This is a genomic window from Arcicella rosea (assembly GCF_014204325.1).
GTDB classification, from domain to species: Bacteria; Bacteroidota; Bacteroidia; order Cytophagales; family Spirosomataceae; genus Arcicella; species Arcicella rosea_A.
In genome coordinates, this window is sequence record NZ_JACHKT010000015.1 from 1 (window position 1) to 25,995 (window position 25,995).

18 protein-coding genes and 1 tRNA gene are annotated in these 25,995 nt (G+C 34.1%); 5 read left to right on the plus strand and 14 right to left on the minus strand.

Annotation, left to right across the window (positions count from 1 at the left end; translation table 11 throughout):
• Window positions 1–155: 155 nt before the first annotated feature.
• From HNP25_RS11140 to HNP25_RS11150, 3 genes are all read right to left on the minus strand, one after another.
• A complete protein-coding gene (locus tag HNP25_RS11140; protein WP_184134170.1) occupies window positions 156–899 on the minus strand; it encodes a phosphatase PAP2 family protein in 744 nt (247 codons plus the stop codon).
• Window positions 900–998: 99 nt separating this feature from the next.
• Complete coding sequence (locus HNP25_RS11145; RefSeq protein ID WP_184134172.1) at window positions 999–5,078, minus strand: hybrid sensor histidine kinase/response regulator; 4,080 nt, start codon at window positions 5,076–5,078, stop codon at window positions 999–1,001.
• A 53-nt stretch (window positions 5,079–5,131) separates the two neighbouring features.
• Window positions 5,132–5,773 (minus strand): hypothetical protein, encoded by a 642-nt coding sequence (locus HNP25_RS11150; protein WP_184134174.1) that lies wholly within the window; start codon window positions 5,771–5,773, stop codon window positions 5,132–5,134.
• 249 nt (window positions 5,774–6,022) lie between these two features.
• Here HNP25_RS11150 and HNP25_RS11155 point away from each other — a divergent pair, with 249 nt between their 5' ends.
• Entirely contained in the window at window positions 6,023–6,529 is a 507-nt protein-coding gene (locus tag HNP25_RS11155; protein ID WP_184134176.1) for a metallophosphoesterase family protein, read from the plus strand.
• A 292-nt stretch (window positions 6,530–6,821) separates the two neighbouring features.
• Here the strand turns inward: HNP25_RS11155 and HNP25_RS11160 are convergent, their stop codons facing one another.
• Both HNP25_RS11160 and HNP25_RS11165 read right to left on the minus strand, forming a co-directional pair.
• The gene (locus tag HNP25_RS11160) at window positions 6,822–8,198 is read right to left on the minus strand and encodes a M20/M25/M40 family metallo-hydrolase (protein WP_184134177.1); all 1,377 of its coding nucleotides are present in this window, start codon (window positions 8,196–8,198) and stop codon (window positions 6,822–6,824) included.
• Between the two features lie 170 nt (window positions 8,199–8,368).
• The gene (locus HNP25_RS11165) at window positions 8,369–9,139 is read right to left on the minus strand and encodes a polysaccharide deacetylase family protein (RefSeq protein WP_184134179.1); all 771 of its coding nucleotides are present in this window, start codon (window positions 9,137–9,139) and stop codon (window positions 8,369–8,371) included.
• 175 nt (window positions 9,140–9,314) lie between these two features.
• Here HNP25_RS11165 and pgeF point away from each other — a divergent pair, with 175 nt between their 5' ends.
• Both pgeF and HNP25_RS11175 read left to right on the plus strand, forming a co-directional pair.
• Window positions 9,315–10,058: a peptidoglycan editing factor PgeF gene (gene pgeF, locus HNP25_RS11170; RefSeq protein WP_184134180.1), complete on the plus strand. Its 744-nt coding sequence runs from the start codon at window positions 9,315–9,317 to the stop codon at window positions 10,056–10,058.
• 205 nt (window positions 10,059–10,263) lie between these two features.
• A complete protein-coding gene (locus HNP25_RS11175) occupies window positions 10,264–10,425 on the plus strand; it encodes a hypothetical protein (RefSeq protein WP_184134181.1) in 162 nt (53 codons plus the stop codon).
• A gap of 154 nt (window positions 10,426–10,579) precedes the next feature.
• Here HNP25_RS11175 and HNP25_RS11180 read toward each other — a convergent pair whose 3' ends face one another.
• The 8 genes from HNP25_RS11180 to HNP25_RS11215 form a co-directional block, all read right to left on the minus strand.
• On the minus strand, window positions 10,580–13,066 hold the full coding sequence (locus HNP25_RS11180) for a TonB-dependent receptor (RefSeq protein ID WP_184134182.1): 2,487 nt from the start codon (window positions 13,064–13,066) through the stop codon (window positions 10,580–10,582).
• Window positions 13,067–13,371: 305 nt separating this feature from the next.
• Entirely contained in the window at window positions 13,372–14,136 is a 765-nt protein-coding gene (locus HNP25_RS11185) for a type III pantothenate kinase (protein WP_184134183.1), read from the minus strand.
• 18 nt (window positions 14,137–14,154) lie between these two features.
• A complete protein-coding gene (nadE, locus tag HNP25_RS11190) occupies window positions 14,155–16,167 on the minus strand; it encodes an NAD(+) synthase (protein WP_184134184.1) in 2,013 nt (670 codons plus the stop codon).
• Between the two features lie 25 nt (window positions 16,168–16,192).
• On the minus strand, window positions 16,193–16,528 hold the full coding sequence (locus HNP25_RS11195; protein WP_184134186.1) for a hypothetical protein: 336 nt from the start codon (window positions 16,526–16,528) through the stop codon (window positions 16,193–16,195).
• 128 nt (window positions 16,529–16,656) lie between these two features.
• Window positions 16,657–16,729 (minus strand) — tRNA-Thr (locus tag HNP25_RS11200).
• Between the two features lie 206 nt (window positions 16,730–16,935).
• On the minus strand, window positions 16,936–18,927 hold the full coding sequence (locus HNP25_RS11205; protein WP_184134187.1) for a DUF349 domain-containing protein: 1,992 nt from the start codon (window positions 18,925–18,927) through the stop codon (window positions 16,936–16,938).
• 310 nt (window positions 18,928–19,237) lie between these two features.
• Window positions 19,238–20,587, minus strand: coding sequence for an RsmB/NOP family class I SAM-dependent RNA methyltransferase (locus HNP25_RS11210; protein WP_184134188.1), 1,350 nt, complete (start codon window positions 20,585–20,587; stop codon window positions 19,238–19,240).
• A gap of 92 nt (window positions 20,588–20,679) precedes the next feature.
• A complete protein-coding gene (locus HNP25_RS11215; protein WP_184134190.1) occupies window positions 20,680–21,999 on the minus strand; it encodes a vanadium-dependent haloperoxidase in 1,320 nt (439 codons plus the stop codon).
• Window positions 22,000–22,245: 246 nt separating this feature from the next.
• Here HNP25_RS11215 and HNP25_RS11220 point away from each other — a divergent pair, with 246 nt between their 5' ends.
• The gene (locus HNP25_RS11220) at window positions 22,246–23,187 is read left to right on the plus strand and encodes an NAD(P)/FAD-dependent oxidoreductase (protein ID WP_184134191.1); all 942 of its coding nucleotides are present in this window, start codon (window positions 22,246–22,248) and stop codon (window positions 23,185–23,187) included.
• 24 nt (window positions 23,188–23,211) lie between these two features.
• On the opposite strand, the gene HNP25_RS11225 is transcribed toward HNP25_RS11220, so the two are convergent.
• On the minus strand, window positions 23,212–24,429 hold the full coding sequence (locus HNP25_RS11225) for an NAD(P)/FAD-dependent oxidoreductase (protein ID WP_184134193.1): 1,218 nt from the start codon (window positions 24,427–24,429) through the stop codon (window positions 23,212–23,214).
• 730 nt (window positions 24,430–25,159) lie between these two features.
• On the opposite strand from HNP25_RS11225, the gene HNP25_RS11230 reads away from it, so the two are divergent.
• On the plus strand, window positions 25,160–25,939 hold the full coding sequence (locus HNP25_RS11230; protein ID WP_184134195.1) for an alpha/beta fold hydrolase: 780 nt from the start codon (window positions 25,160–25,162) through the stop codon (window positions 25,937–25,939).
• Window positions 25,940–25,995 lie beyond the last annotated feature (56 nt).

Genomic DNA, 25,995 nt, shown 5'->3' on the forward strand with positions numbered 1-25,995 from the left:
TGCGGCCGCCGCTGCGGTTACTTTTCTTGTTTCAAGACAAGAAAAGTAAGGATTGTACAATAATAAATAAAAAAACCTCTCAAATCGTCCTAAACTTCACTATTCTAAGAAAAAAATCGGGATGACTCATGTTTGTTTAGTATCTTTCTACAAAACTAAAACCCAATCACCAAATTTCCACCAACTGTTCTGCCATCATACATCGGAGTAAAGGCTATTTTTGAGGGATTATTACTTTGTTTTTTACCTAATTTTTCTTTCAACCAAGGATAAATGACATAAGCTGCTTTTCCAGAAAGTATTCCAACTCCTGCACCCACCACTACGTCCGAAAACCAATGACGATTGTTCATTACTCTCAATACTCCTGTGGCAGTTGCTGCTGAATAAGCTCCAATTCCATACCAAATACTTTCATCATTATATTCTTCGGCTACTATCGCCGCCCCAAAAAAAGCATTGGCTGTATGACCTGACGGAAAGGAATCTTGTCCAGAAAGATCAGGGCGAAGTACTTTGGTGGTATGTTTTAAACTAAATACTGTACCAGACATTACTGCTGCTCCGATGAATAAAATCCCCATGCGGTCGCCAAAACTGTGTTTTGCTTTTACGCCTATGAGGTCTAAACCAACATAAGCCGCATAAGGTGTATATTGAATTATGTCATCAACGTTGGTTTCAAAATGCTTATAATATTTATCATGCCATTCTAGTTGTTCTTGTTTTAAACCAAAACTTTTAAGCAGATAACCTCCAGAAAGTAACACCGCAGGAACAACTAACTGCTTAACAGTAAGTTTACGAAAAGTAGAGTCTCGCTGTTGTGAAAAAGTAGCAGGACAAAAGCTAAAACATACAAAAAAGTAAAGAATAGTGTTCTTTTTAAAATTCATCATTAGACGGAAATGTTTGGTTTTAAGCAAAATTATAGCGAATAATCTAATTAGGGTGATACAAAGGCTTTATAAAAAGAAGTAAATTGATGGCAATAACCATTACAAAGTCGATTTTTCAAGATACTCTGATGGTGATTTGCCAAACTCTTTCTTAAAGATACGAGTAAAATAAGAAGGGTCGTTGAATCCTACTTTATAAGCAATTTCTGCAATGGTAAAGCTTTCTGTTTCAAGTAATTGTACTGCTTTTTTTAAACGTACATTCTTGATAAATTCGTTCCCAGAAAAATTAGTTAAACTTTTTAATTTACGATATAACTGCATCGTACTCATGTTCAACTCTCTTTCTAAAAATGCAATATCTAAAGAAGTATTCATCATATTTTCTTCAACAATTCTTACTGCTTTTTCTAAGAAGTGTTCATCAGAAGAATTTAAAGTAATTTCTTTTGGATTTACTTTGATTTCTTTGCTGAATCGTTCTCTTAGTTTTTTCCTACTTTCTAGCAAGTTTTTTACTCTTGCTGCTAATAAATTAGCATTAAAAGGTTTGGTGATATAATCATCCGCACCGATTTCTAAACCAGCTAGTTTACTATCATTACTTCCTCTTGAAGTAAGAATGATAACAGGAATATGACTCGTACTTTCTTTTAATTTGATATGCTCGCACAATTCTCCACCTGTCATTTCAGGCATAATCCAGTCAGAAATAATCAAATCAGGTACTTGTTCTATGGCGATGTCAAGGGCTTTTTTACCATTGTTAGCTTCAATAATATTGAAATTTTCAACGAAAATCTCTTTAATATAATTGCGTAAATCGTCGTTATCTTCTGCAATTAATAAAAGTGGTGCATTCTTTTTGGATGTTCCATACTGTTGATTTCCAGTAGCATTATCTTCAATATTAATTGGTATCATTTCCGTAGCATTCTCATTTTCACGAATCCAACTACTATCATAAGCGTTTTTATTAATGGGTAAATGAACGGTGAAAGTACTTCCTTTTCCCAAACGGCTGCTTACCAAAATTTCGCCACGATGTAATTCTATCAATTCTTTACACAAAGCCAAACCTACGCCAGTTCCTACTACTTGTTTTTGTGGGTCTTTGCCATGAATTTGATAAAAACGATTGAATACATTTTGTAAATTTTTACTGTCTATTCCAATGCCCGTATCGCTTACAGCAATGATAATTCGCTGATTATCCGCAGGATTTATAGATACTTTTACCGTGATTTCGCCATGATTATCTGAAAATTTAAAAGCATTTGATAATAAATTGGTGACAATTTTCTCTAAAATATCGGTATCAAAATACGCTAAAATATAAGGAGTAGAAGGTTGAAAGTTCAGTTTAATATTTTTCTGTTCTGCTAAACCTCTAAAAGATTCTGTGATTTGTTGCACAAAATCAACCACATCGCTTTGAGTAATTTCTGGTGAAAGTTTTCCTGCTTCTAATTTCGATAAATCTAATAATTGATTAATCAGCTTTTGTAATTGCTTGGCATTTCTATAAATAGATTCTGTTCTTTTGCGTTGTGCATCTGGAATGTCTTTGTTTTCGGATAAATACTTCTCTAAAGGACTGATAATTAGCGTCAACGGTGTTCTGAATTCATGAGAAATATTGGTAAAGAAATTCGTCTTTAGCGTATCTAATTCCTGAATTTGTTCTTTTTCTCTTTCCTGTAATTCTATGTCTAATTTCAAACGTTCACGAACAAGAACAGTTCTTCTTAAAGAGTAAAGTCCAACGCCAATGATAACAACATAAAAGAAATAAGCCCACCAAGTATTATACCAAGGTGGCAAAATGGTTATGCGTAAAAGGGCTTCTCTTTGGTTCCAAACGCCATCATTATTAGTTGCTTTTACTCGAAACAAATAATCGCCAGGATTTATGTTGGTATAGTTGGCTGTTCTTTGTGTGCCTATATAATTCCATTCTTTATCGAAACCTTGGAGTACATAAGCATATTGATTATTCTTGAATTGTTGGAAATCCAAAGCAGTAAAATCTATTGAAAATACATTTTGGTCAGCTTCCAATATCAATTCTTCTGTTTGTGAAATATCTTGTTGTAATGGAGAATTTTTCTGACCAACCATTGCTGGTTTATTGAATAATTTCAATCCTGTAAGATATACATTGGGCACTTTGTTACTTTCTACCAAACTATCAGGATGAAAAATATTTAGTCCTTCTGTACCGCCAAAAAATATTTCTCCACGGTTATTTTGTGCATAAGCATTCATTAAAAACTCAGAACCTTGAAGTCCATCAGCTTTTGTATAATTCTTGAAGGAATTGCTATAATTGATAAACTGCGAAATGCCCTGATTGGTTGATAACCATAAGTGATGATGGCGGTCTTCCACAATGCCTTTGATGGTATTATTGGGTAACCCATCTTCTGTTCTCCATACTTTAAAGGTTCTTGTGGCAGGTTGATACAAATTTAAACCGCCGCCATTTGTACCAATCCAGATTTGTTTGCGAGAATCTTGGAATATTTTATTGATTTGGTTCGCACTTAATCCATCCGAACGATTTGACTTTTTGATATGTACAATTCTTCTTTTGATAGGGTCATAACAGTAAATGCCATTGTTGTATGTACCAATCCAAAGTGTTCCATTTTCTTCTTCTAAAATAGAGTTAATGTGCATTCCCAATAGAACTCCTTTACGATTTAGGTCTGGCACGGGATTAAATTCTCCACTTTGTTTATCAAAGAGTAAAATACCTTCTTCCTGAGTACCAACCCAAACTTTTTTTGCTTTGATAGAAGGACTCAAACAAGTAAGGTGAGTAGTATTACTGCCGTCGTCGTAAGGATAAAGTGAAAAGGAATTACTTCCTTTTTTCATGATTCTAAGTCCAATTTCCCAAGTAAGTACCAAAAGGTCGCCATCACGGTCATAATACAAATTATTGATGTCGTTGGTACTGGTTGTCAAGAAAGAAGGATTGATAAAATAATGCGAGAAGGTATTTTTAGCCCTGTCAAAAAGTGTCAATCCGTTATTACTCCCAATCCACACACGATTTGGGTCGTTTTCACAAGCAATTGCTGTTACTTTATCTCTTAATAAATTTTGAGTTGAATTTACTTTATGACGATATAATTTGAAGTTATTACGATGGCTATAATGTACATTCAACCCTGCTTCCCAAGTACTTATCCACACATTATTATCACGATCTACGAAAATACTTTGAATAGCATGAGAACTCAAACCTGTTTCTGAATCAGGATTTGATTCTATATAAGTAAATTGCGAGAAATTATTGTTTCTCACTAAAAATACACCATTGTCTGTTCCAACCCAAAGTACACCATCTTTATCATAGACCAAATCTGTAATCAAATTGGCTCTATTAATTTGATTTGGACTGTACATGATTTGTGTAAACTGATTGCTTCGTGGGTCTAAACGATACAAACCATTACCACGAGTACCTACCAAAATATTTCCTTGTGGGTCTTCTACCAAACAAGTAATTTGATTTTTGCGAGGAGGTAAATTACTTTGAAGCCTAACTGTATTGGCGTGATTATTTTTATCAATATGAGTAATTACACCATAATGTCCGCCTAGCCAAAGGGTATTTTTTTTGTCTTGATAAACCAAAGAAATATCGTTGGTCGTCAGTAATTCAGATTCTACCAAACGCCATTTGATAGTTTTCTGCTGATTATCAAAACAAAGCAAACCATAACCATAAGTAGAAACCCAAATTTTGTTGTCGGGAGTGGCAATGATAGAAGAAATACTCAGTCCGCCAATACTGGTTTTATCATCCGCTTGTTTGAAATGTATAAAATTTCCTGTGGTTTTGTCTAGCTTATTGATACCTCCATCAAAAGTACCTACCCAAAGGTTTCCCTCTTGGTCTTCTGTAATACATGAAATCGTGCTACTACTGATGGAGTTTGGGTCGTTTGAGATATGTCTGTAAACAGTGAATTGGTAGCCGTCGTACTTGTTTAAGCCATCTTTGGTTGCAAACCAAATGAAGCCCCGTTTGTCTTGAAAGATTTTACCAACTGTACTTTGCGATAAACCTCTTTGTGTACCAATACGGCTAAATTTCAGTTGTGCCACCAAAGGAGTGAACCAACTGCAACAGATTAACAATATGAGTACAATGCGTAATTTCATCAAAAAATAATCTTCCTTATGCAATTTAGGAAAATTTCAATAAAAGCTTGTTTTTAATTAACAGAATGGTACAACAGAAAACTCAGCAAACGTTCGAAAGTAAGTAGTTCGTCGGGACTAGCACCGATGTTTCTTAGCGTATCTCTGTGCTTGTTTGATAAATCTAAAAAGTGTTTATCATGGGTTAGTCTCGCTGTGATGATTCCTTTATAGCTCCGATGCAATTGATTGTATAAATACTTACAAGGTTTTGAAAGATGTACATTGAAAATATTATTTAATGCCACCAAATTATCCGAATCATTCAGAAACGGAAAACCTCTTTGTTCCAGAAATTCTTTCACAATTTCACAAGTATCATCTAAATCGTTTTCGTTGAAAATTTTATATCTAAAATATTTAGCATCATTAAATTTCCCGATTGAAATCACCAAAGTATTTGAATCTGGCCAATAATCACGAGTATTACCAATAAACTGTTGGGCAATTTGTTCTACTTGATTATTTCTACAACCAATATTTACCTCTAACCAAGTTTCATTTTGGTAGGGCGTTACTGTAAAAATTACGTTCTGAAAGCCCGTTGGAGTGACTTTGCGAAATTGTTTTTTATCAGCCAATAACACAAAATTATAATTACTGAAAAACGGTTCTAGTTTTTCGTAGAGAATGGTTTCAAATGGTTTCACTGGCATAAAAGCAATAATTTTGTGGTTTTGTATTGAATTTTAATCAAGCAAATATTGAAGTATTGAGCTTAAAAAAAGCTTTTTACAATTTGTTTGATGTTTATTCAACTATTTTTGTTCAAACATTTGTGAATGATACCCTTTAAAAATATGAGATAACTACAACGTCTCAATAGATTTTATAGATAACATTTTTCACCAAGTAATGTTCCTATTATATTCAAAACGGAAGTTTTGATTGACTTAGTGAAAATTATGCAAAAAATTTTAATTATTTCAGATACTCATAGTTTTCTTGACGAACGTCTCTTGCCTCATCTTGATTGGTGCGACCACATTTGGCATGCTGGCGATTGGGGTTCGGTTGAACTTTCGGATACTTTAGAAGCCATGAAGCCCATTGAAGGTGTTTATGGTAATATTGATAATGCCACACTCAGACAAATTTATCCTAAAATTAATCATTTTACTTGCGAGGAACTCAGCATTGGAATGACGCACATTGCTGGTGCTCCATCAAAGTATAAACCTGATGCTTTGGAATGCTTTGCCATTAAAACCCCAGATGTTTTTGTCTGCGGACATTCCCATATTTTACAAGTAAAAAGAGATTTGTCCAGAAATGGAATGCTTTTCATCAATCCCGGTGCAGCAGGAACACATGGTTTCCATAGCGTACAAACAGCAATTAAATTAAAAATTGAAGGGAAAAGAATTTTTGAAGTAGAAGTGATTGAAATGAGTAGGAGGGTGAAGGGCTAGGGCAAACATGAATCATCCCGAATTTTAAAATCATAAAAAAGCGGTCGAAAAACTAATTTCGACCGCTTTTTTATGATTGATGTGCAACGAATTCCTACTGTTTGAGCGAAGCGAGGTGGTTCGCCACTCCGATTACGAATTCTTGAATTTCTTTTGTTACTTTTCTTGTTTCAAGACAAGAAAAGTAAGGATTGTACAATAATAAATAAAAAAAACTCTCAAATCGTCCTAAACCTCACTATTCTAAGAAAAAATTCGGGATGACTCATGTTTGGACAGTCTATTAGCAATGTTAATTAATCAAATTATCTAACAAGTAAATTAAACTAGCCATTGATGCCGCACCCATTTCTAATTCACGTTGGTTTACGGTATCAAAAGTGTCGTTTGAGGCATGATGATATTCAAAATAGCGTTGTGCATCTGGTTTAAAACCTATCAGTACTGTGCCTTGTGGTGCCAAAGGCCCAATATCAACACCGCCACCGCCACGCTCAATTTCATGTAAACCATAAGGTGCTAACAGTGTACGATATGATTGAACTTTCGCTAATAATTCAGCCGATGCACCTTGCATACCAAAGCCACGAGGAGTAAACCCTCCGTTATCAGACTCTAAAGCGAAAATATGTTTTTCATTATTCTGTTTGGCTAATTCCGCATACTTCACACCGCCACGGTTTCCGTTTTCTTCGTTCATAAACAATACTATTCTGATGGTATGCTTCGGTTTGATACCCAAATTTTTGAATAAACGAGCTACTTCTATCGATTGTACAATGCCTGTTCCGTCATCATGTGCACCTTGTGCTAAATCCCATGAATCCAAGTGTCCGCCCACTACAATAATCTCTTCTGGATGTTCAGAACCTTTAATCTCCGCCACCACATTATGCGAAGGAGCATCTGGTAAAGTTTCACAAGACTGTTTGAAATAGAATTTAGTATTCGGATTTTCCTTTAAGGTTTTGCTCAATAAAGTAGCTGCATTGGTACTTAAAGCTGCCGCAGGAATCAGTGGCACACCTGTAGCATAGACCATAGAACCAGTATGTGGAAAATCGTTTTCAGTACTACTCAACGAACGAATGATAACACCAATTGCACCCAATTTTGCAGCTTCATTAGCACCACTACGACGTTGGTCGCCAGCTTGTCCATACGCTTCAAAAGTATTAATCTTGGTAGGATCCATCGGGCGATTGAAGAAAATAATTTTTCCTTCGCATTTTTCTTTGCCCAAAGCTCTTAGTTCTTGAAAGGTTTTTACTTCAATTACTTCTGCCGTAATGCCTTTTTTAGGCGTAGCCACCGAGCCTCCCAAAGCTACCAAGGGTACTTTGATTTTCTGTTTTCCATCTAAAATATAGCCTTCTTCTTTAGCACCACGCACCCAATGTGGCACCATGACATCTTGTAAAAAAACACGGTCGTAGCCACCGCTTTCTAAAAGTGTTTTTCCCCACTGTACAGCTTTTTTAGCACCTTCCGAACCACTTAGTCTTGGACCTACATTGGTGGTTAAATCACGAAGCCATTCGTAGGATTTGCCATTTGAGAGGGATTCATTAAAGAATTTACGAATCACGGTTGAATCATTATCTTGTGCAAAAGATGATAATGATAGCGATAAAATTAAACTTGTGATGAAGGTAGTTTGTTTTTTCATTTTTTATTGGTTGATGAATTCTTTTTAGTTTATGAGCTTATGAGTCAATGAGTTTATTTAGAGTTATGAAAATTTGATTAACAAGATTAAAAATCTTATGAGAATTAATGAACCCACAAACTTAAAAAGCGATTCCCACTCATAAACTCATAAACTCATAAACTCATAAACTACAAAGAATTCATTGTGAAGTATTGAAGTTTCAATTTAGCACTTTCTGCTAAGATTTGCTCTAAAAAATGTATATCAAAACCATATTCTTCGGGTTTATGAGTGATTTTACGCAGAGGCTTATGACCAAAAAGCATCATAACAGTTTGTTCTTTTTGTGCTTTTGCCAAACCTTTTTGAATATCTTTAATAGTCAGATTGGCACTTACATCAATGATTAAAGCATTTACTTTTTGGGTATCGTCGTGATGATGATAGATTTCATCCATATTTTCTACTTCTCGACGATAAGTAAAACCGAAAATGTTTCTTTCCTTCATCGAAACATCACGCAACAGCCTAAAATGTTTTAACAATTCACGGTCGATATACCAAATCTGTGAGCCACCTGGATGTGCAAAAGTAGTAGGAGAGAAGCCTTGTAGCTTCATGGTTTTCAGGGCTTGGAATACTTCTTTTTGCATATATTCTTCTAAAGAATGTTCCCAAACATATCTTATCGAACCCACGTGCATTGCACCGTGACAGCCAATTTCATGTCCATCAGTTTGTAATTGATGCAACATTTCAATTTCTTCGGTCGATAAACTATCAGGTTGCGTAATGTAAAATGTTACTTTTGCATGATACTTTTTAAAGAGCGGTCTGAGTTCAAACCATTCTTTAATAAATCGGTCGTCAAAAGAAAGTGCAATTCCAGCAGGTTGAGAAACCTTTTTTTCTTGACAGCTGATTATAGAGATAAAGATTAGTATGTATATAGATTTCATTGTTCTTTAGATTTTAGAGTTATGACAAAAGAAGCAAGAAACAAGACACAAGATTTTTGTTTTAAGATTTCACATAAATAATAACCTGAAGACAAAAGTTCTTTACTCTTTTCTCTTTCTTCTCATGTCTTGCCTCTTGCTTCTTTTGTCTCAACGCTAAAAATTCCATAAAAACATGTTTACCAAACCCAAAATATTTCAACAATTCCCAAAGCTAGTTGCCGCAGAAAGTACTCGGAAAGATGGCTACAGCGAAGCCCCTTTTACTTCATTGAACTTAGGCTTGCATTCAGGCGATAATCTTGAAACAGTTTATAAAAATAGAGATAAATTTTTTGAAGCACTTGGTTTTTCTGCTGAAAAGGTAGCGTATTCGTATCAAATACACGAAGATAAAATATTGAGTGCAACAAAAGCAGGTTCTTACGAAGGTTTTGATGCTTTGATTACTAATCAAGCCGATGTATTTGTAACCGTTACTGTGGCAGATTGTACACCTATTTTGATTTATGATGAAAAGCAAAAAGTAGTTGCGTCCATTCATGCAGGTTGGCGAGGAACAGTTCTGGGCATTGTCACTAAAACCATTCAGCAAATGACGGCAGACTTTGGGACAAACCCAGCAGATTGTTTTGCATACATTGGTACTTGTATTGATGAATGCTCTTTTGAAGTAGGAGAGGAGGTAGCCCAAAATTTTGAGCAGAAATTCAAAAGGTTTGATGCTGAAAAGGATAAATACTTTGTCGATTTGAAACAAGCCAATCTGGCACAATTGCTTGAAGCAGGAGTGCCCGACAATCAAATTGAAGTATCAAAGTTTTCTACTGTTTTAGACAATGAAAGTTATTTTTCGCACAGAAAAGAAAAAGGGAAAACAGGAAGGATGTTAGCCATTATTGGCTTGAAAAATGATTGAATTCTGAGAATAATCAAATATAATTGCAGTATTTAAAGAATCTGTATTGGAATAGTTATATTTTTTGCAATTGTCAGAACTAATATTCGTAACTTTGTGTCAGTCAAGTAATTAACACAGATTAAATGATTTTCACTCTTATAAGTGAACCTCAACTTAGAGTAACAACAATCATTAATCGTGTTTCATTTAACAACACAAATGTATGAAATACAATCCATTGTTGGCGGAAATGATTCTGGAAGAATCAAAGAGCCACAAAACAGAAAACTTGAAAGCATCTCAAGAAAATGATGCCGATAAAAGTTGGTTAGAGCGTTTTTTCGATTTCCTAACGCCATCTAACATTCACGTTGCCACTAAGTAGCAATTTATAGATTTTAGAAAGAGGTTTTCTTGCAGAAGAAAACCTCTTTTTTTGTGGTTATTAAAACAAAAGAGAATGCCATTGACGACATTCTCCCTGAATTTTCTGATTAAATAGATTTGAGTTATTTTTCACTGTAATGAAAAATCGTTGATTAGTTACCTCCACTTTTTACACGACCTTTTTCGTCTTCTAAGCCAGTTTTGCGTTGGCGTGCGGCGGCAACTTTACTATTTCCAAAACGATATGAGAAGTTCAAGCGAATTACTCTACTTTCCCATTTGCTATTTACTTGTACGTCAATATCATTGAAAATGAATGAGCCACGGAATTGGTTAGTCCAGAATACATCATTAACATTTAATTTCAAAGTAGCTTTATCTTTCATTAATTTCTTTTGAATCCCGAATGACAATGCACCCATCGGACGACCTGCTAATTGTCCTTCAACAAAAGGTGACTGATACCAACCGCTTAACTCTAAAGAGTATTTTTTAGGTAAAGTAAATTGGTGTGTCATATTTACTTGATAAGTAGTAGCACGAGCATCCAAAGGTTGAAGGGTAGTCGTTGAAGTACCTTCCGAGTTAATAATTGTTTTAGGAATATCGCCTACGTAATGGTTATTGTATAAGTTCAAGTAAGTATTACTAAACCACCACTTTGTGATTGGCACAGGCACAGAGAACGAAATTCCTAGGTTTTCAACATAACCAATGTTGATTTTTGTTACGTTCGTTGTTTTTAAAGTGTTGTTTTGTTCCAAAATCTCTGTCATAATTCCATTGGTACGGCTGAAATTTACAGTGGTTGTAATGGCATCTTTGAACGTATGCGATACTTCAAAAGCATTGGTATATTGTGGTTGTAATAATTCATTACCTCTTGAATATGTATAAGGGTCGAGGAAGAATAAGAACGGATTCAAATCTTCATAACTTGGACGGTCGATTCTACGACTGAACGAGTAACCCAATTGATGATCTTTTGATAATTTCTGACGGAAAAATACACTTGGGAAAAGGTTGGTATAATTTCTTTTCAACAATTCTTTTCCTAATAAAGAACCTTGCCCGTTTGTATTTTCAACTCTCAAACCTAATTGAACACTTAGCTTTTTGAATTCTTTAGAGTAGTTTACATAACCAGCATTGATGTTTTCTTTGTAAACAAAATCACGAGTACGATTGGGGTCATTTACTGGCGTATTGGCATCACCTACCAAGAAATCAAAACGCATATCGTTACCAGAGTGTACATAACTTGTTTTTAAACCAGCTTCAAATTTTGATGTTTTATTGATTGGATAAACTAAGTCTGTTTTGAAAGAATAAATATTGATTTTTGAACCTGTTAAACCATCTTCATTTCTTTTCTCACGTAAAATATTCTGAATATCATATTTTGAAGTACGATACTTCATTGAATTATTGGCATCATAACGAGCGTAGTCTAAATCAGTTGTGATTTCTCTACCAGTTGAATCAATTATATGTTTGAAGTTCAAATTGGTTGAATAATTTCCCCAATTATTTCTGATACTTCCCAACGTTCTAGAAGTAGTATCCAATTGAGCCTGCGAATTTTTGATTAATGTTTCGTTGTTCAAATCTTCGTTCCAATTTCCATTCATCCCGTTGAATAAGAAACCAATGGTGTTCTTTTTATCTATGAAGTAATCAGCTCCCATTTTGTAAGAGAAAGAACTATTTCTACGGTCATTATTACCTACTTGATCAAAACCAGAAATTACTTTGCCATTTTCAAAAAATTTACGATTGATTGATTGGATTTGGAAGCTTTGACGGTCGTTTGCAGAGAAATTTCCGAATAGATTTACTTTGCCATTTCTGTAGTTTAAGTTTAAACCAGCACTTTCTTTTGGTAAAGATTTATAAAAACCGTAACCAAGCCCAATGTTTGCCGAACCATTCAAACCTGTATTTTGATTCTTTTTTAAACGAATGTTGATTACTCCAGCATTTCCAGCGGCATCGTATTTAGCAGGCGGATTGGTCATGATTTCGATTTTATCCAATTGAGAAGCTTGCATGTTACGAAGCATATTTGCTAAATCACCAGCCGACATATACGTTGGTTTGCCGTCTAACATTACCATTACATTTTGCTTTCCTTTCAATGAAATGTTCCCGTCTTTGTCAACTGTAACACCTGGAGATTTTTCTAAAACTTCAATCGCTGTATTGCCTGCTGAAACAATTGAGTTCTCAACATTCACAATTGTTTTGTCTATTTGCTGTTCGATAAAAGGTTTTTTGGCGGTAACCTGTACTTCTCCCAGCTCATTAGATGCTTCTGCTAATACTAATTTTGTTAATTTAATGTTTGGCGTTTCTGCTGAAAGGATAAACTTTGGCGTGTAATATTTTTTATATCCCAATTGAGAAATATTGACGATATAAGTACCATAATTTACTTTCTCGAATTCAAAAGTGCCGTTAACGTCGCCTAAAGCACCTTTTACTAATGAAGAGTCTTTTGCGTTCAATAAAGTAACGGTAGCAAATTCTACAATTTTACTTTTGTCGTCTGTGATTTGCCCTGAGATTTTTCCCTGAGCTTGTGCCTTAATATTAGCTAAACTAAATACGGTAAGGATTGCGTAAAAAATTGTTTTCATGATGAGTGAATTTTAGGTTTTTAGATTTATTGGTTAAACATTTTGGATGATTGATGATTCGAAATTAATAGTATGCCAACTACCTTGTTATGCAAACTACTTAATCGGCTTCCCTAAAGGATAAATGGTTTGTTGAATACCATCAATGAAAAATTGAAACGTTAAGGGGAATGATTTGTAGCTAAGATGCAGCCATGCAGAAAAAGGTTGCAGAGAATTGAGAAAAAATCTAAAAAAGATTTTAAGACAAAAAAATAGGCGATTTAGCTGAACACTAAACCGCCTATTGAGAAATGAATTTTACTTTATTTTACAATTTCAGAAATGATTTTCAAACCATTCAACGTCAATAATTTATCAACTTCATCAAATTCATCTCGAAGTGGCGTTAGAATAGACGAAAGTCCACCAGTAGCTAAAACGATACAATCTTGCCCAACTTCTTTTTTGATTTGCATTATCATTTCACGAACCATTCCTACATAACCCCAAAGAATTCCTGCTTGAATAGCATGAACAGTATTTTTTCCAATGGCAGATTCAGGCATAACTAAAGGTACTTCTGGTAATTGTGCAGTGTTTGAAAAAAGCGATTTTACAGCCGTTTTTAAACCCGGAGCAATGGAAACACCTAAAATTTTACCTTCGCCAGTAACAACGGTAAAAGTTAAAGCTGTTCCGAAATCTACGATTAAACATGTTTTCTTGTAGGTATAATATGAATAAGTAGCATTACAAACTAAATCTGTACCGATTTCATAAGGACTTAGAATTTCCATTTTCAATTGGTCATAGATTTCTGGACCAATAATGATTGGGTCGAGACCAAGCATTTCTTGAACTGTTTCTTTCAAAACATGTTTTAAATCTGGCACTACGCAACTAATAATTGAGCGATTGATTTTACTGATTTTTAGATTGTTTTCCAAGAAAAACAGGCGAAGCTTTGCTTCAAAATCAGAAGAACGCCCAGAAGAATCAGAAGGAATTCTGAATTGATGAATCCATTCTTGGCGGTTATGAATCCCGAAAACTACGTCGGTATTACCAATGTCTATGGCTAAAAGCATACTTTCTAGTTTATAATATTAAAAGCCAATTTTACCTCTTCTTTTTCCTTTCCCTGAATTGTTGGCGTACTCTAGCATTTCTTCGATTTCTTTCTGAAAACCACCAGAAAGAATTGGGAATCTCAACCAACTTCTTGGGTCTAGGTTACGGTCGTCCACATGGAAACTTGGTGCATAGCGTTCACGTTTCCATTGATTTCTAGCGAAAAGTCTAAAAAATCTTTCGATAGAAGTAATTAATTTTTCACGAGTGTAAATACCTTCAAATTCCATTTCCATGATTTTTAAACAATCTGTAGGAGATTTTTTATCACGAATTGCTGAGGTTTCAATGGCGTTTAATAAATCATAAGGCATTAAATCTTCTTCGTCAATCTGTTTAGCTTCTAGCGGACGTAATTCGGCTGTCGGTTGCAAATTATTCATGGCATTTAAGCCTTTTATTTGATGAGTTCCGCCCAAACCAGTGTTTTCTAGCCAACGCAACCAATGACGCAACCAATGTTTGTCGATACCCGCAATCGGTGAAATAGAGCCAGAAGTGTCTCCATCCATCGTAGCATATCCAACCGATGCTTCAGAACGGTTAGAAGTAGATAAAAGTAAAGCATTGTTGATATTTGCCAACAACCAAGCACTTGGGCTACGAACCCTCGCTTGAATATTTTGTAATGCAAGGTCATCGGTCTGCCAAGATAAATCTCTTCCAATAGCACCTTGAATCAATCCTTTATAAGTTTCCACCAAGCCATTGATGTCAATATCATAAAAAGTAGTGTTCAAATCTTTGGCTAATGAAGTAGCAGAATGACGAGTATCCGATGAACTATTTTGTGTTCCTTGATAAATATTTGTAATCAAAGCAGCAGATAATTCTGCTACAGAATTACAAAGTTGAATCGCTTTGATGTATTTTAGTTTTTGTTTGAAACCATCTAAACCCAATTCTGTAACAGCCATTTCGATGGCTAAGTAACACAATGCAGTAATAGCAGAAGAATCTGCACCACCAGAAAGTGAAATTACCCAGCCATTAGAACGTGATTTTCTTAAATAATCGAATAGTGCTAAAGCGATAGCTCTTGCAAATTCTTCTTCTTTCTGAAAACCATTCGCTTCCCAATGTTCAAGTGCATAATTATTTTTAATAGGAGCAATCTCTGGATAATCGAAAAGTACTTGTACAGCATTTGAAGCCCTGAATAGGATAAAATTTTGACTTTGTTCTAAACGAATTTTATCTAAATCAATCACCGCTGAAGTCAAGTAATAATCTTTGTAAGAAAATCTTGTACCAGAAACGAGCATTTCGCCAGCCTGAGCAATCATCGCATCTCCGTCGAAGATGGCTCTCCCTGACTCATTTCCGAGCAAATTTGCATAAATATAGGCCACTCCAAAAGCACGAGAACCATCTTGAACGAGGCGTTCACGAGTTTGCGTTTTGAAGAAAGAAAAATGAGAAGCCGTTGGATTCAGAATAATATCACAACCTTTTAAATAAAGTTCTCTTCCGGGGCGATTTGCCACCCAAGCATCTTCACAAATTTCAAAGCCAATTTTTACACCGCCTACTTCAAAAAGTAAATCGCCAATAGGGTAAGAAAACTCACCAATTCTAAATTCAGTTTTTTCACCCACAGGCCAATGTTGAAACCAACGAGTTTCATAATGAATACCATTGTTCGCCAAAGTTTTTTTACAAGCGAAGCCTCTGATTTGCTTATTAACAATCAAACAAGCAGCATTATAAATATGATTATTGATACGAATGGGTAAACCTACACAAACTGCAATGCTTGAAGTATGTAGAGCAATATCCTCTAAAGCATCTAAAGCACTGTCGCAAGTACCTTGTGCATAGAACATGTCTTCGCAGCCATAACCAGTAATGCAAAGTTCGGGTAAACACAAAATGCTGATGTCTTGCTTTTTTGCTTCCTCAATACAGTTAATGATATTGTTTTTATTACTCTCCCATGCTAAAGGTGTTTGGTTTACGACCCCAGCGGCTACTTTAATTAGATTCATGTTGTTGTATTTTGAATAGCCAAGGCTAATTCTTTTTATCAAAATTTACTCTTTCGCCAGGAAGTGTATATTTGAATTTACTTTTCCCTGACTTTTTATCTTTTTTACCATTAAACTTTTTACTTCCTTTAACAGGATTCCACGGCCAATGTTTCTTAGTCGTCGTCCATGAAAAGGCCGCTCTTGGTCTAAAAGTTCCACCTTCGTGTTTATGTTCTACAGAAACCCTACAGTTTTTCTCTGGACAACGCTTCGCCCACAGACATCCCGATAAAGTAAAACAGGAAAGTAAGAACAGGAAAATGTAGTAAAAAGGATTATATTTCATCAGCGTTGAGTTTGCCAGACAAAAATACATCATTTTGAACCATAACGAAAAAAGGAGAGGAGGGATTTGGGTACAAAAGTGTGAGTACCTAGAATGAAGTTAAATCTATAAAGCAAAAAACCCTTCATACGCCATGTATGAAGGGTTTTTGTAATTTTTTGAGCCTTCTATCGGGATCGAACCAATGACCTACTGATTACAAGTCAGTTGCTCTACCAGCTGAGCTAAGAAGGCTTTTCTCAACGATTAGCGAGATGTTCTTCGTTTATCGTGATGCAAAATTAGTAGGTTTTGTATTACTGTGCAAACCTTTTGGAAAGAAATTTTTAACATTTTGTTAAACTTTTTTGCAAGTTTCTGAAATTCAAAAGATTAAGCGGTGAAATTTTTTTCAAAAAAAACAGGGCTAATGATTAAATTAGCCCTGTTTTGGTGATTTTTCATCTTTCAGCTTCTCTGATTATTTTAATTTGATGTTTCAAATCTGATAAATCTTTTGCTGCTTTTTGAATTTTTGCTTCAACATCTTGACGAAGCTTGTCTGCATTTTTAGATTTTGCGAAAAATTCTAAGTTATTTCTGTAAACTGCAATGTCATTTTCAATAGTCTGCATTTTACGACGGATGTCATTTTCTTTACGAATTAAATCTTTTGGTGATTCTCCGTGTGCTCTCACCATTTCAACTTCATTCTGTAAACTCAATTGCTCACGTTCTCTACCAGAAAGTTTTGCCATTGCACTTACATACTTGTTGATGGCATTGATATAACGTTTTCCGATATTTTGCATCTCCTTTTTAGGAACAAAACCAATTGCCGACCATTGTGCTTTGAATTCAGCTAATCTTGTTGTTTCAGCACCTTCAGAAGCTTCTTTTTCAATTTGCTCACAAAGGGCAATTTTGTTTACTAAATTAGCTTCAAACTCTTTTTCTAACGTTTGGTTTTTAGCTCTTTTTAAATTGAAGAAAGTATCACATACATTTTTGAATTTACTGTAAATGACATCTTTTTCTTTTTCAGGAACATGACCAATCTCACGGAATTCTTTTTGTAAACGAATTACTGTATTAGTGGCTTCTTGAGATTCATCTTCATTGGCTAATAATGCTTCTACTTCCTCAATAATTGCATTCTTGGCTTTTAAATTTTCTTCTCTTTTGATTTCTAGTAAACGGAAAAATTCAGTTTTGTTTCTAAAAAATGTTTTAATATCCGACCAAAATTTATCGCTTAATTCTTTGCCTTTTTCTTTAGGCATAAAACCTTTGATATTATTCCATTGGTCTTGGAGAGCCAAAAGAGCTTTGGTGCGGTCGTTCCATTCAGTAATTGAAGCGGAATTAAAGCTTGCGAAAGGTTGAATAAGCTCTGCAATTGAAGTTTTCAAAGCGAACACTTGTTCTGCTTCTGCTTTTGACGCTTCTAATTGTTCACGACGTTTGCCATAAATAATATCTAAAGCATCTTTTACTCTTTGCCAGATAAGTTCATTTTCTTCTTTTGGTGCTGGCCCAACGTGCTTGTACTCTTCAAAAGTTGCTACAGCTTCATCCAACATTTTACCAGTAACGTTTTCTGTTTTCGACGTTTCTGCTATTCTTTCGATTTTGCTACATAACTCAATTTTGTGTTGAAGATTACGCTTGCGGTCAAGTTCTAACAACTCAAAATAAATACTACGATTACTGTAAAATCTATCAACTAAAGCGTGGAATGTCTGCCAAAGTGTATTATTGTGTGGCGAATTTACATTTCCAGCAGTTTTCCATTCTTCTTGAATCTTCTTGAATTCATTAAAACCAGATTTGATATGAGCTGGGTCACTGCTATCTTCACCTTCAACCAAAGTACGAAGACGATTGATAAGTACAGTTTTTTGACTGAAATTCTTATCTTTTTCTTTTTCGATGTTTGCAAAATACTTAGAACGTTCTTCTTTAATCGCTTTGAAAAGCGTATCAAATTGTTCACTTGCAGCGTCTAGCTTAAATTCAAAACCATCTTCAGAACCTTCATTTGCTTCTTTAAATTTAGCAAGTGCTTCTGCTTTTTCTGCACTTTTAATTTGTTCAAATAATGGTCTTACTTCTTTCAAAGTATCTTCAGATTTTCTGAAAATACCTACTGAAGGATTTTCTTTTACTTCTGCTAATACTTTCTCTAAAGTTTTTACAAAATCTGCTTTCTGAAAACCAGAATAATCAATTGCTTGACTATCAGTTGTTTCTGTCTCTTCAATGGTTTCAAGTACCGCTGATACAAGAATAGGCTCAGGTGTTACTTCAGAGATTGTTTCAGTGGGTTCAGGGGTTGCTGCAACCTCAAGAATAGATACTTCTTCCGCTGGTGTGTTGGTTGCGGATTCTGTTACTTCGATAGCTTGTGCTTCGATTTCTTCTTTAATTTCTTTTGCTTCTTCGTTAATCATGCGTTCTTTTGACAGCGCTCTACAAATCAGGATTTAATAAGATTAGAGTCGGCTGTTACATTTGAGATAAACATTTAACAATCAGGTTTTTCAACCTGCTGACAGACAGTTAATGATTGTTGTTTTGAATTTGTTACTAAAATAATCAATTAAAGATTAAATCATTAAAAGTAAATATATCAAATTCTTTCAATAAGTTTTTTTTCTTTAATTACTACACAAAGAATTTGCTACAAAAATAAGTAAAATACTTACAAACAAAGCTCAATAATCATCTTTTCACAGAATCCTTATCGCTTTTTTAGTGAGATTATGCTTCTTTAGTCGAAATTCTCAGTTCTTTTGGGTAATAATTATTAATTCTATTAGGAAGAATTTTTGCCCAGCCGAGTCCAAAACCTTTGAAAGTTATTAAAGACCAGCCTTTTACCACTTCTTCCAAAACGAAATCGTCTCTTCTTAAATACTTGTTTGCTTCTTCTGGACTTACTTCAACTTTGTTTATTTTTTCGGATAAAAATATGCTCATGGCAAGCTCATGGTCAGGAATTAAATCTTTATTAGATAGTTTGCCAATTTTTGTTCCTACTTTTCTTAGATTAAAATTGAAAGTAATCAAATTAATGGCATGCTCGTGGGCTGGGTTAACTAAAAAATATTCACCATCTTTTTCAAACCAAGTATGGTCATCAATGTCTTTTATCCAATGTCTTAAAATTTCTCGTTCAGTTCTACGATTATTATTTTTAATGGGTTTTCCAGAACGAATAAATACTTCTTTTTCAGACGATTTTTTTTTAAAAGCTGTAATGAAAAAGCCTTCGCCTTTTACTTGATCAGGAAAAAGTCTAAAAGAGCCTTCTGAAATTATTTCTCCTCCAAGTATGTCGGTATTTTTTGCTGTTAAATGTTCAGCATTAAAAGTACTTTCTATCCAATCTACAATTTCTTCATTTTCCTCTTTGGAATAAGATGACGTTGAATAAATCAGAATTCCACCTTGTTTTAAACTTGACCAAGCATCACTAATCATTTTCTTTTGTTTCAATGCCCAAGAGTTAACATTTACATCCGACCATTCCTTTAAAATATTGGGGTCTTTTCTAAACAAACCTGAACTCGAACTTGGTGCATCAATCAATAGAACGTCAAAAAAGCCGAAAAGTCGCATGAAATCTTTTGGGTCATTATTGGTAACAATTGTGTTCATCGTACCCCATTTTGTCAGATTATCACTCAGATGATTACTTCTAGTTTGAATAACATCATTACAGATTAATAAAGAATCTGGCGTGATTAAACTAGCAATTAATGTACTTGTTCCGCCCGGTGCAGCACATAAATCAAGCACTTTTAAATCTTGAGATAAATCTACTGTACTTTTTAAAACTTGTTCTAAATACATCGAACTTGCTTCTTGAACAAAAAAAGTACCTGCATGATAAAGTGGATTCAGCGAAAAGTCACTGCGATTTGCTAAATATTTACCATAATTTGACCAAACTATTGGTTCAGCATCACTAAAAATTTCGGAATTTTTGAATGGATTGATGCGAATAGAAATAGGAGGTACTTCATTTTCATGTGCTTTAATAAAGGTACTTTCATTAAAACCTTGAATGTTTTGCAATGAATTAATTAATGCTTGAGGGACTTTCATAAAGTGAAATTACACAAAAAAGCCAAACTGACGAAAGTTTGGCTTTTTGCTTATAATTTTCAATGTTTAAAAATGCTTGGAAACGATTCAGATTATTTAGTTTTTATTTTTTCAACAATCCAGTTTCCTACTTTTCTGCCTTGAACTAAACCGTTGTCTAAAGCTGGACGGAAGTGAATACCACCGTATAAACGGCTGATAGAAGCTTCGTCGGCTGCTTGTTTGAAAGAAGTAAATTTACGCACTGGTAAACCATAAGGAATTTCTGTAGAATCAGCAAAAGCAACATTGTCACCCAAAATTGATGATAATGCAACAGAAGCTGCTCCAGAAATTACGGAGTGTCCAGAAGTATATTCTGGAAATGGTGGCGTTTGTAGCACTGGTTGCCAATCTTTATCAATATTAGCATTGATAACACTTTCTGGACGAATGCGAACGGAACGATATTTTTCTGTCCAACAAGAAATAAATCCATCAAAAACGGCTACTGAAGTCATTAAATAAGCTTGAGCTGTTTTATAAATATCAGCGTTGGTATTTCTACTTACTTGCGACACAATTCCCATCCAATGTCCGCCAGGAGATACTTTTTTAGTAGCAAACATAGCATGACCAGTAATATTCATTTTAAATGGATTACAATCCCAGAAATTACAAATTGCTCTTTGCTCATCCGTCAAATTTTTAACGGTATTATAGCAATCCATTACTTCATTGTAATAGTCGCTTCCTTTTGTTAAGTCAAATTTTGAAGGTGGTGGCGGAGGAAATTGAGCGGAAGAATCTAAAGTATAAGAGCGAATCTTTTGCCAATTAGGTTCAACGGCATCCATATAAGCTGGAGGTGTTGGTACCCAAGTTCCTACTTTATTCGTTACTGTGAAACGGAAACCACGAGTTTGTTTGTAATTATCCTTTTTAGAATAATTCATGATAGAAGCTGCTACAGAATCTCCAAAAGCAATAGAATTGTCAAATACTTCGTCGGGCATACCTGTTGCTTTAAAATCTTCCCAAAGTTTTTTCTCGAAATCTACATAAACATCTTGGGCAAAAGTAAGGTTTTTGCCAATGGTTAAAAATGCTCTAGTAGCCGCCAATGGATAACAATATTGTTTACTTGAATCTGGCTTATAAACTTTTTCAAAACCATTGAACTGCCCAACCATAGATTTTAAACCTTTGTTGGCAGGAACAAGTGCTTCGTAAGCCGCCAAAGAAGCATAGCTGTAAATACGACTTGAAACTGGAGGAGCAAAAATATCGTGAATAATAGACTCAGTAACTTGTAACTGTGTTCTTCTTAAAAATTCAGGATTTTCGGCGGCTTTTTTCCAACTGCCATCATCTTTTTTGCAACTGAATAATAAAGTAATGCACGAAAATATCAAGAGAATGTTTTTGTTCATTGTTTGGGTTTTAAAATGGTAAATCAAAATTACAAAACTTTTTTTCCTAAAAAATGGAATTTGTTAATTTTAAGGATGATTTTTATCTTTTTTTTAATTATTCTGATAATGATAATCAAAATTGGTAAATTGAAAATGCTTTTAATTACTTCTAAAGGCTTGTTTAAGTCAACAGTTGTTTATTCTATAAATTTTTAAACATATAGCTTTTTTGGGAGTTGATAAATTGAATTAAATCATAAAACTTTGAAAATACTTATTGTTGGCGCAGGTATGGCTGGACTTTCAGCTGCAAGAATTTTAGCAAAATATCACGAAGTAACTGTAATTGATAAAGGCAGAGGAGTGGGAGGTAGGATGGCTACAAGGAAAATTGGAGATTGCCAAGCAGATCATGGTACACAATATTTTTCTGTACAATCAGCTAATTTCCAAGCTTTGATAGACCAATTACTTACTGAAAGTGTTGTATCAACATGGCAATTAGCACAACGAACAAATATCCGTTATTTTGGAAGTAAAGGAATGAAAATGATTCCAAAGAAAATGTCGGAAAATATCAATGTGATTCTTAATGAAAAAGTATGTAAAATTGTTAATAACAAGCTTCTCGCAGAAAGTGGAAATGAATACTTTTTCGACCAATTAATTATTACACAGCCTGTTCCACAAATTCAGGAATTGTTAAATCAGTCATCAATAGATATTTCTGCTAAAGATGAATCTGTCTTGAATTCTGTAAAATATGAGCCTTGTATTGCTGTAATGGCTGTTTTAAATAAAGAAACAAGTATTCAAAGTGGGGGAATAATACTGGAAAATAAACCTGTAGCTTGGATTGCAGATAATTTCCAGAAAGGAATTTCAACAAAACCTTGTGTTACGCTTCATGCCTCTGCTAATTTTAGTGCAGAGAATTTTGAAGGAGATTTAAATGAAATTGCTCAAAAAATGCTTGAATCTGTAGAAGAATTTATTCCAAAATCATCCATCGAAACTTATCAAGTACACCGCTGGCGTTATAGTCTGGCTTCAAGTCGCTTTCACGAAACTTTTTATCAATTTGATGATAAATCCATTTTTATGGCAGGCGACGGTTTTGGTATTGGAAATGTTGAAGGTGCATTTTTGTCAGGTTTAAATGTAGCTGAATTTATCCTAGAAGCTTCTCTTAAAACCGTAAAATAATCCACGGTTTTAAGAGAAGCGAACTTATAAAATCTCTGCAACTTTTCTGCCTGTCATCATCGCAGCATTCAAAGATGGGTAAGCAGTATAATCGCCGCATTGATAAAGTATATCACTGATTTGTAATGAGTCAATCTTTTCGTTTTCCTGATTTAATTTTGGTAAAGCTTGTGGAATGTGATAGGTTTTCAAATGTTGCCAAGTGGATGCTTCTTTGCCAAACCAAGTAACTAATTCCTTTTTTATATTTTCTGTCAAGGTTTTCTCATCCTCCATCACATTTCCTTGTGTAGAAACAGAAATTAACGATTTTCCCGCTGGAGCATAATTAGGAGCAATATCGCTCGGAACGCACAAATTATGGATTTTTGCTTTCCTATCTGGATTGAGTACTAATAAGTTGTCTGCCAGTGGAGATTTATTTGCCGAAAAATAAGTACAAGTAGTTTTATTGAATTGCAGATTTTGTGGTTTTCCTAAAAGCTTTTCAGCAGTGAAACCATCGGTTGCTATGACAATTTTCTCTCCGTGCAATTTTTCTCCATTTTCTAAATAAACCCTATTTCCTTCAATTTTTGACACTTTTGTATTGAATCTAATAGCATCTTTTGGTAAATAACTAGCAATTTGTAAGGGAATTTCCTGCATTCCCTTAGCAGGAATAACAGCATTGCCTTCATAGAATTTCCCAAAAATGAATTTAAAAAAATTGGCTGAAGTATTTAACTCATCTTCAAGAAATACTCCACCGAAAAAAGGTTTAAAAAACTGCAAAATCATTTTGTCTGAAACACCATAATTTTGAAGATATTTTAAGGTAGATTGATACTTATTTTCAAAAATATCGTCTTGTGTATTTTGAGTATCGATAATTAAACGAAGTACTCTGAGTTTGTCGGCAAAAGTTCCAATATTTGAAAAAAGCGTTGAAAACAAAGCCGATGGCTCTTGTAACGGATTAAGCATTTTCGTTAATTTATTTTGTTCATTGTCACGAATCAAAGCACCAGATTTGAAAGATTGGAGATTTAATAGCTCATAATTTAGCAATTTTTGAGCTTCTGGATAGGCAGTCAACAAAACCTGAAAGCCTCTATCAAGTAAAAAGCCGTCTTGTTTGTCAGTTTTTACTCTTCCGCCGATTGTGTCACTAGCTTCCAAAATCAAAGATGCAATTCCTCTGTCTTGTAAGTATTTGGCACAGGTCAATCCAGCTATGCCAGCTCCGATGATGATAATCATTTCTGTTCTGATTTAATAATGATAAAATATTTTAAGTATTCAGAAGTTTTTAATTAAACCTATAAGGATTTATATAATAAACTAATAAAAAGAGCTTTAGCCTCAAATCCTTATAGGTTTATATTCTCAATTAGTTTATCCTTAGTACTTAGGCTCAAATAAACTTGATTTTCTTTAAAATCTATTACGTTTATAGGACTTGTATTGTTTATTGTGTTTTTTCCTATTTAATAAAACTAACAAGCGATTACACAAAGAGTTTTGACTTTCTTGAAAATTACATAAAATCATTATAACAAAATGAAGGAAAATATAAATATTCTAATATTGCAAAATGTGTCATTAGCTTGACAAATTAATGGGTATCAATTTTTTATATTTACATTCATCTAAAGAATTACAAGAATGTGATTTTATATTTTAATATATAACAAATTGATTTTTAGATTATTATGTATTATTTTGATTTGAAATGAATTTATCTTAATCTAATTTGTTAAAACTAATAACATACAAATAATATACTTTTCAGAGATTTTTTATTATTTTGCATCACATTTAAAATCTACTTAAAATTGAATTAAACCGATAAACTATTTAATAGATTATTAAAATTTTAAGGAAAATTGTATTTTATTTAGATTGCTTTTAAAGGTTGATTTATCCACATACAAGTATTTTGATTAGGCTGAAAAGTAAAATCATCATCAAATTTCTAATATTATAAGATATGAACTATCAAATTCACGAAGAAAATGGTTACAAGTACATCGACGAAGGAGAAGGCGAAATTCTTTTTTTACTTCACGGGCTTTTCGGTGCATTAAGTAACTGGGAAGGAGTAATTGAGGGCTTCAGAGGTAAATATCGAGTAATTATTCCGATGATGCCAATTTATGAAATGCCAATTGCAAAAGCTGGATGTGAAGGATTGACTGAATTTATTGAAGGTTTCGTGAATTGGAAAGGTTTTGATGAGTTAACACTTTTAGGAAATTCTTTGGGCGGACACGTTTCCTTGATTTATACATTGAGAAATCCTTCTAAAGTAAAAAGATTAGTGTTGACAGGAAGTTCGGGACTTTTTGAAGATGGAATGGGCGGTTCATATCCAAAACGTGGAAATTATCAATACATCAAAGAAAGAGTAGAATATACTTTTTATCGCCCAGAAACGGCTACAAAAGCTTTGATTGATGAAGTATTTGAAATTACCAACAGTGCATCTAAAGTAATTAGAATTATCTCGATAGCAAAGTCTGCACAGCGGAACAATATGGCTAAAGATGTTGTTAGAATCAAAGTACCAACGCTATTGGTTTGGGGATTGAACGACACCATAACGCCGCCGCAAGTAGGTCATGAATTCAATCGTTTAATTGAAAACTCTGAATTACATTTTATCGATGAGTGCAGTCATGCACCGATGATGGAATGTCCAGAAAGATTCAATGAAATTTTGGATGGCTGGCTTGAAAAAACTCCTATTCGTGTAGTTGAGTTGGTATAATCAACTTAAAATTTGGAATTTATCTATAATCAAGTATATTAGCTTAATTATATAAA

Bases quoted from the DNA above. Each gene is read 5' to 3' on its own strand.
- pgeF (WP_184134180.1), top strand. From the start codon at position 9,315: ATGTTTACCAAACCCAAAATATTTCAACAATTCCCAAAGCTAGTTGCC.
- HNP25_RS11175 (WP_184134181.1), top strand. From the start codon at position 10,264: ATGAAATACAATCCATTGTTGGCGGAAATGATTCTGGAAGAATCAAAG.
- HNP25_RS11195 (WP_184134186.1), bottom strand. From the start codon at position 16,528: ATGATGTATTTTTGTCTGGCAAACTCAACGCTGATGAAATATAATCCT.
- HNP25_RS11165 (WP_184134179.1), bottom strand. From the start codon at position 9,139: ATGAAATCTATATACATACTAATCTTTATCTCTATAATCAGCTGTCAA.
- HNP25_RS11150 (WP_184134174.1), bottom strand. From the start codon at position 5,773: ATGCCAGTGAAACCATTTGAAACCATTCTCTACGAAAAACTAGAACCG.
- HNP25_RS11155 (WP_184134176.1), top strand. From the start codon at position 6,023: ATGCAAAAAATTTTAATTATTTCAGATACTCATAGTTTTCTTGACGAA.
- HNP25_RS11210 (WP_184134188.1), bottom strand. From the start codon at position 20,587: ATGAAAGTCCCTCAAGCATTAATTAATTCATTGCAAAACATTCAAGGT.
- HNP25_RS11180 (WP_184134182.1), bottom strand. From the start codon at position 13,066: ATGAAAACAATTTTTTACGCAATCCTTACCGTATTTAGTTTAGCTAAT.
- nadE (WP_184134184.1), bottom strand. From the start codon at position 16,167: ATGAATCTAATTAAAGTAGCCGCTGGGGTCGTAAACCAAACACCTTTA.
- HNP25_RS11230 (WP_184134195.1), top strand. From the start codon at position 25,160: ATGAACTATCAAATTCACGAAGAAAATGGTTACAAGTACATCGACGAA.
- HNP25_RS11215 (WP_184134190.1), bottom strand. From the start codon at position 21,999: ATGAACAAAAACATTCTCTTGATATTTTCGTGCATTACTTTATTATTC.
- HNP25_RS11140 (WP_184134170.1), bottom strand. From the start codon at position 899: ATGATGAATTTTAAAAAGAACACTATTCTTTACTTTTTTGTATGTTTT.
- HNP25_RS11145 (WP_184134172.1), bottom strand. From the start codon at position 5,078: ATGAAATTACGCATTGTACTCATATTGTTAATCTGTTGCAGTTGGTTC.
- HNP25_RS11185 (WP_184134183.1), bottom strand. From the start codon at position 14,136: ATGCTTTTAGCCATAGACATTGGTAATACCGACGTAGTTTTCGGGATT.
- HNP25_RS11205 (WP_184134187.1), bottom strand. From the start codon at position 18,927: ATGATTAACGAAGAAGCAAAAGAAATTAAAGAAGAAATCGAAGCACAA.
- HNP25_RS11225 (WP_184134193.1), bottom strand. From the start codon at position 24,429: ATGATTATCATCATCGGAGCTGGCATAGCTGGATTGACCTGTGCCAAA.
- HNP25_RS11160 (WP_184134177.1), bottom strand. From the start codon at position 8,198: ATGAAAAAACAAACTACCTTCATCACAAGTTTAATTTTATCGCTATCA.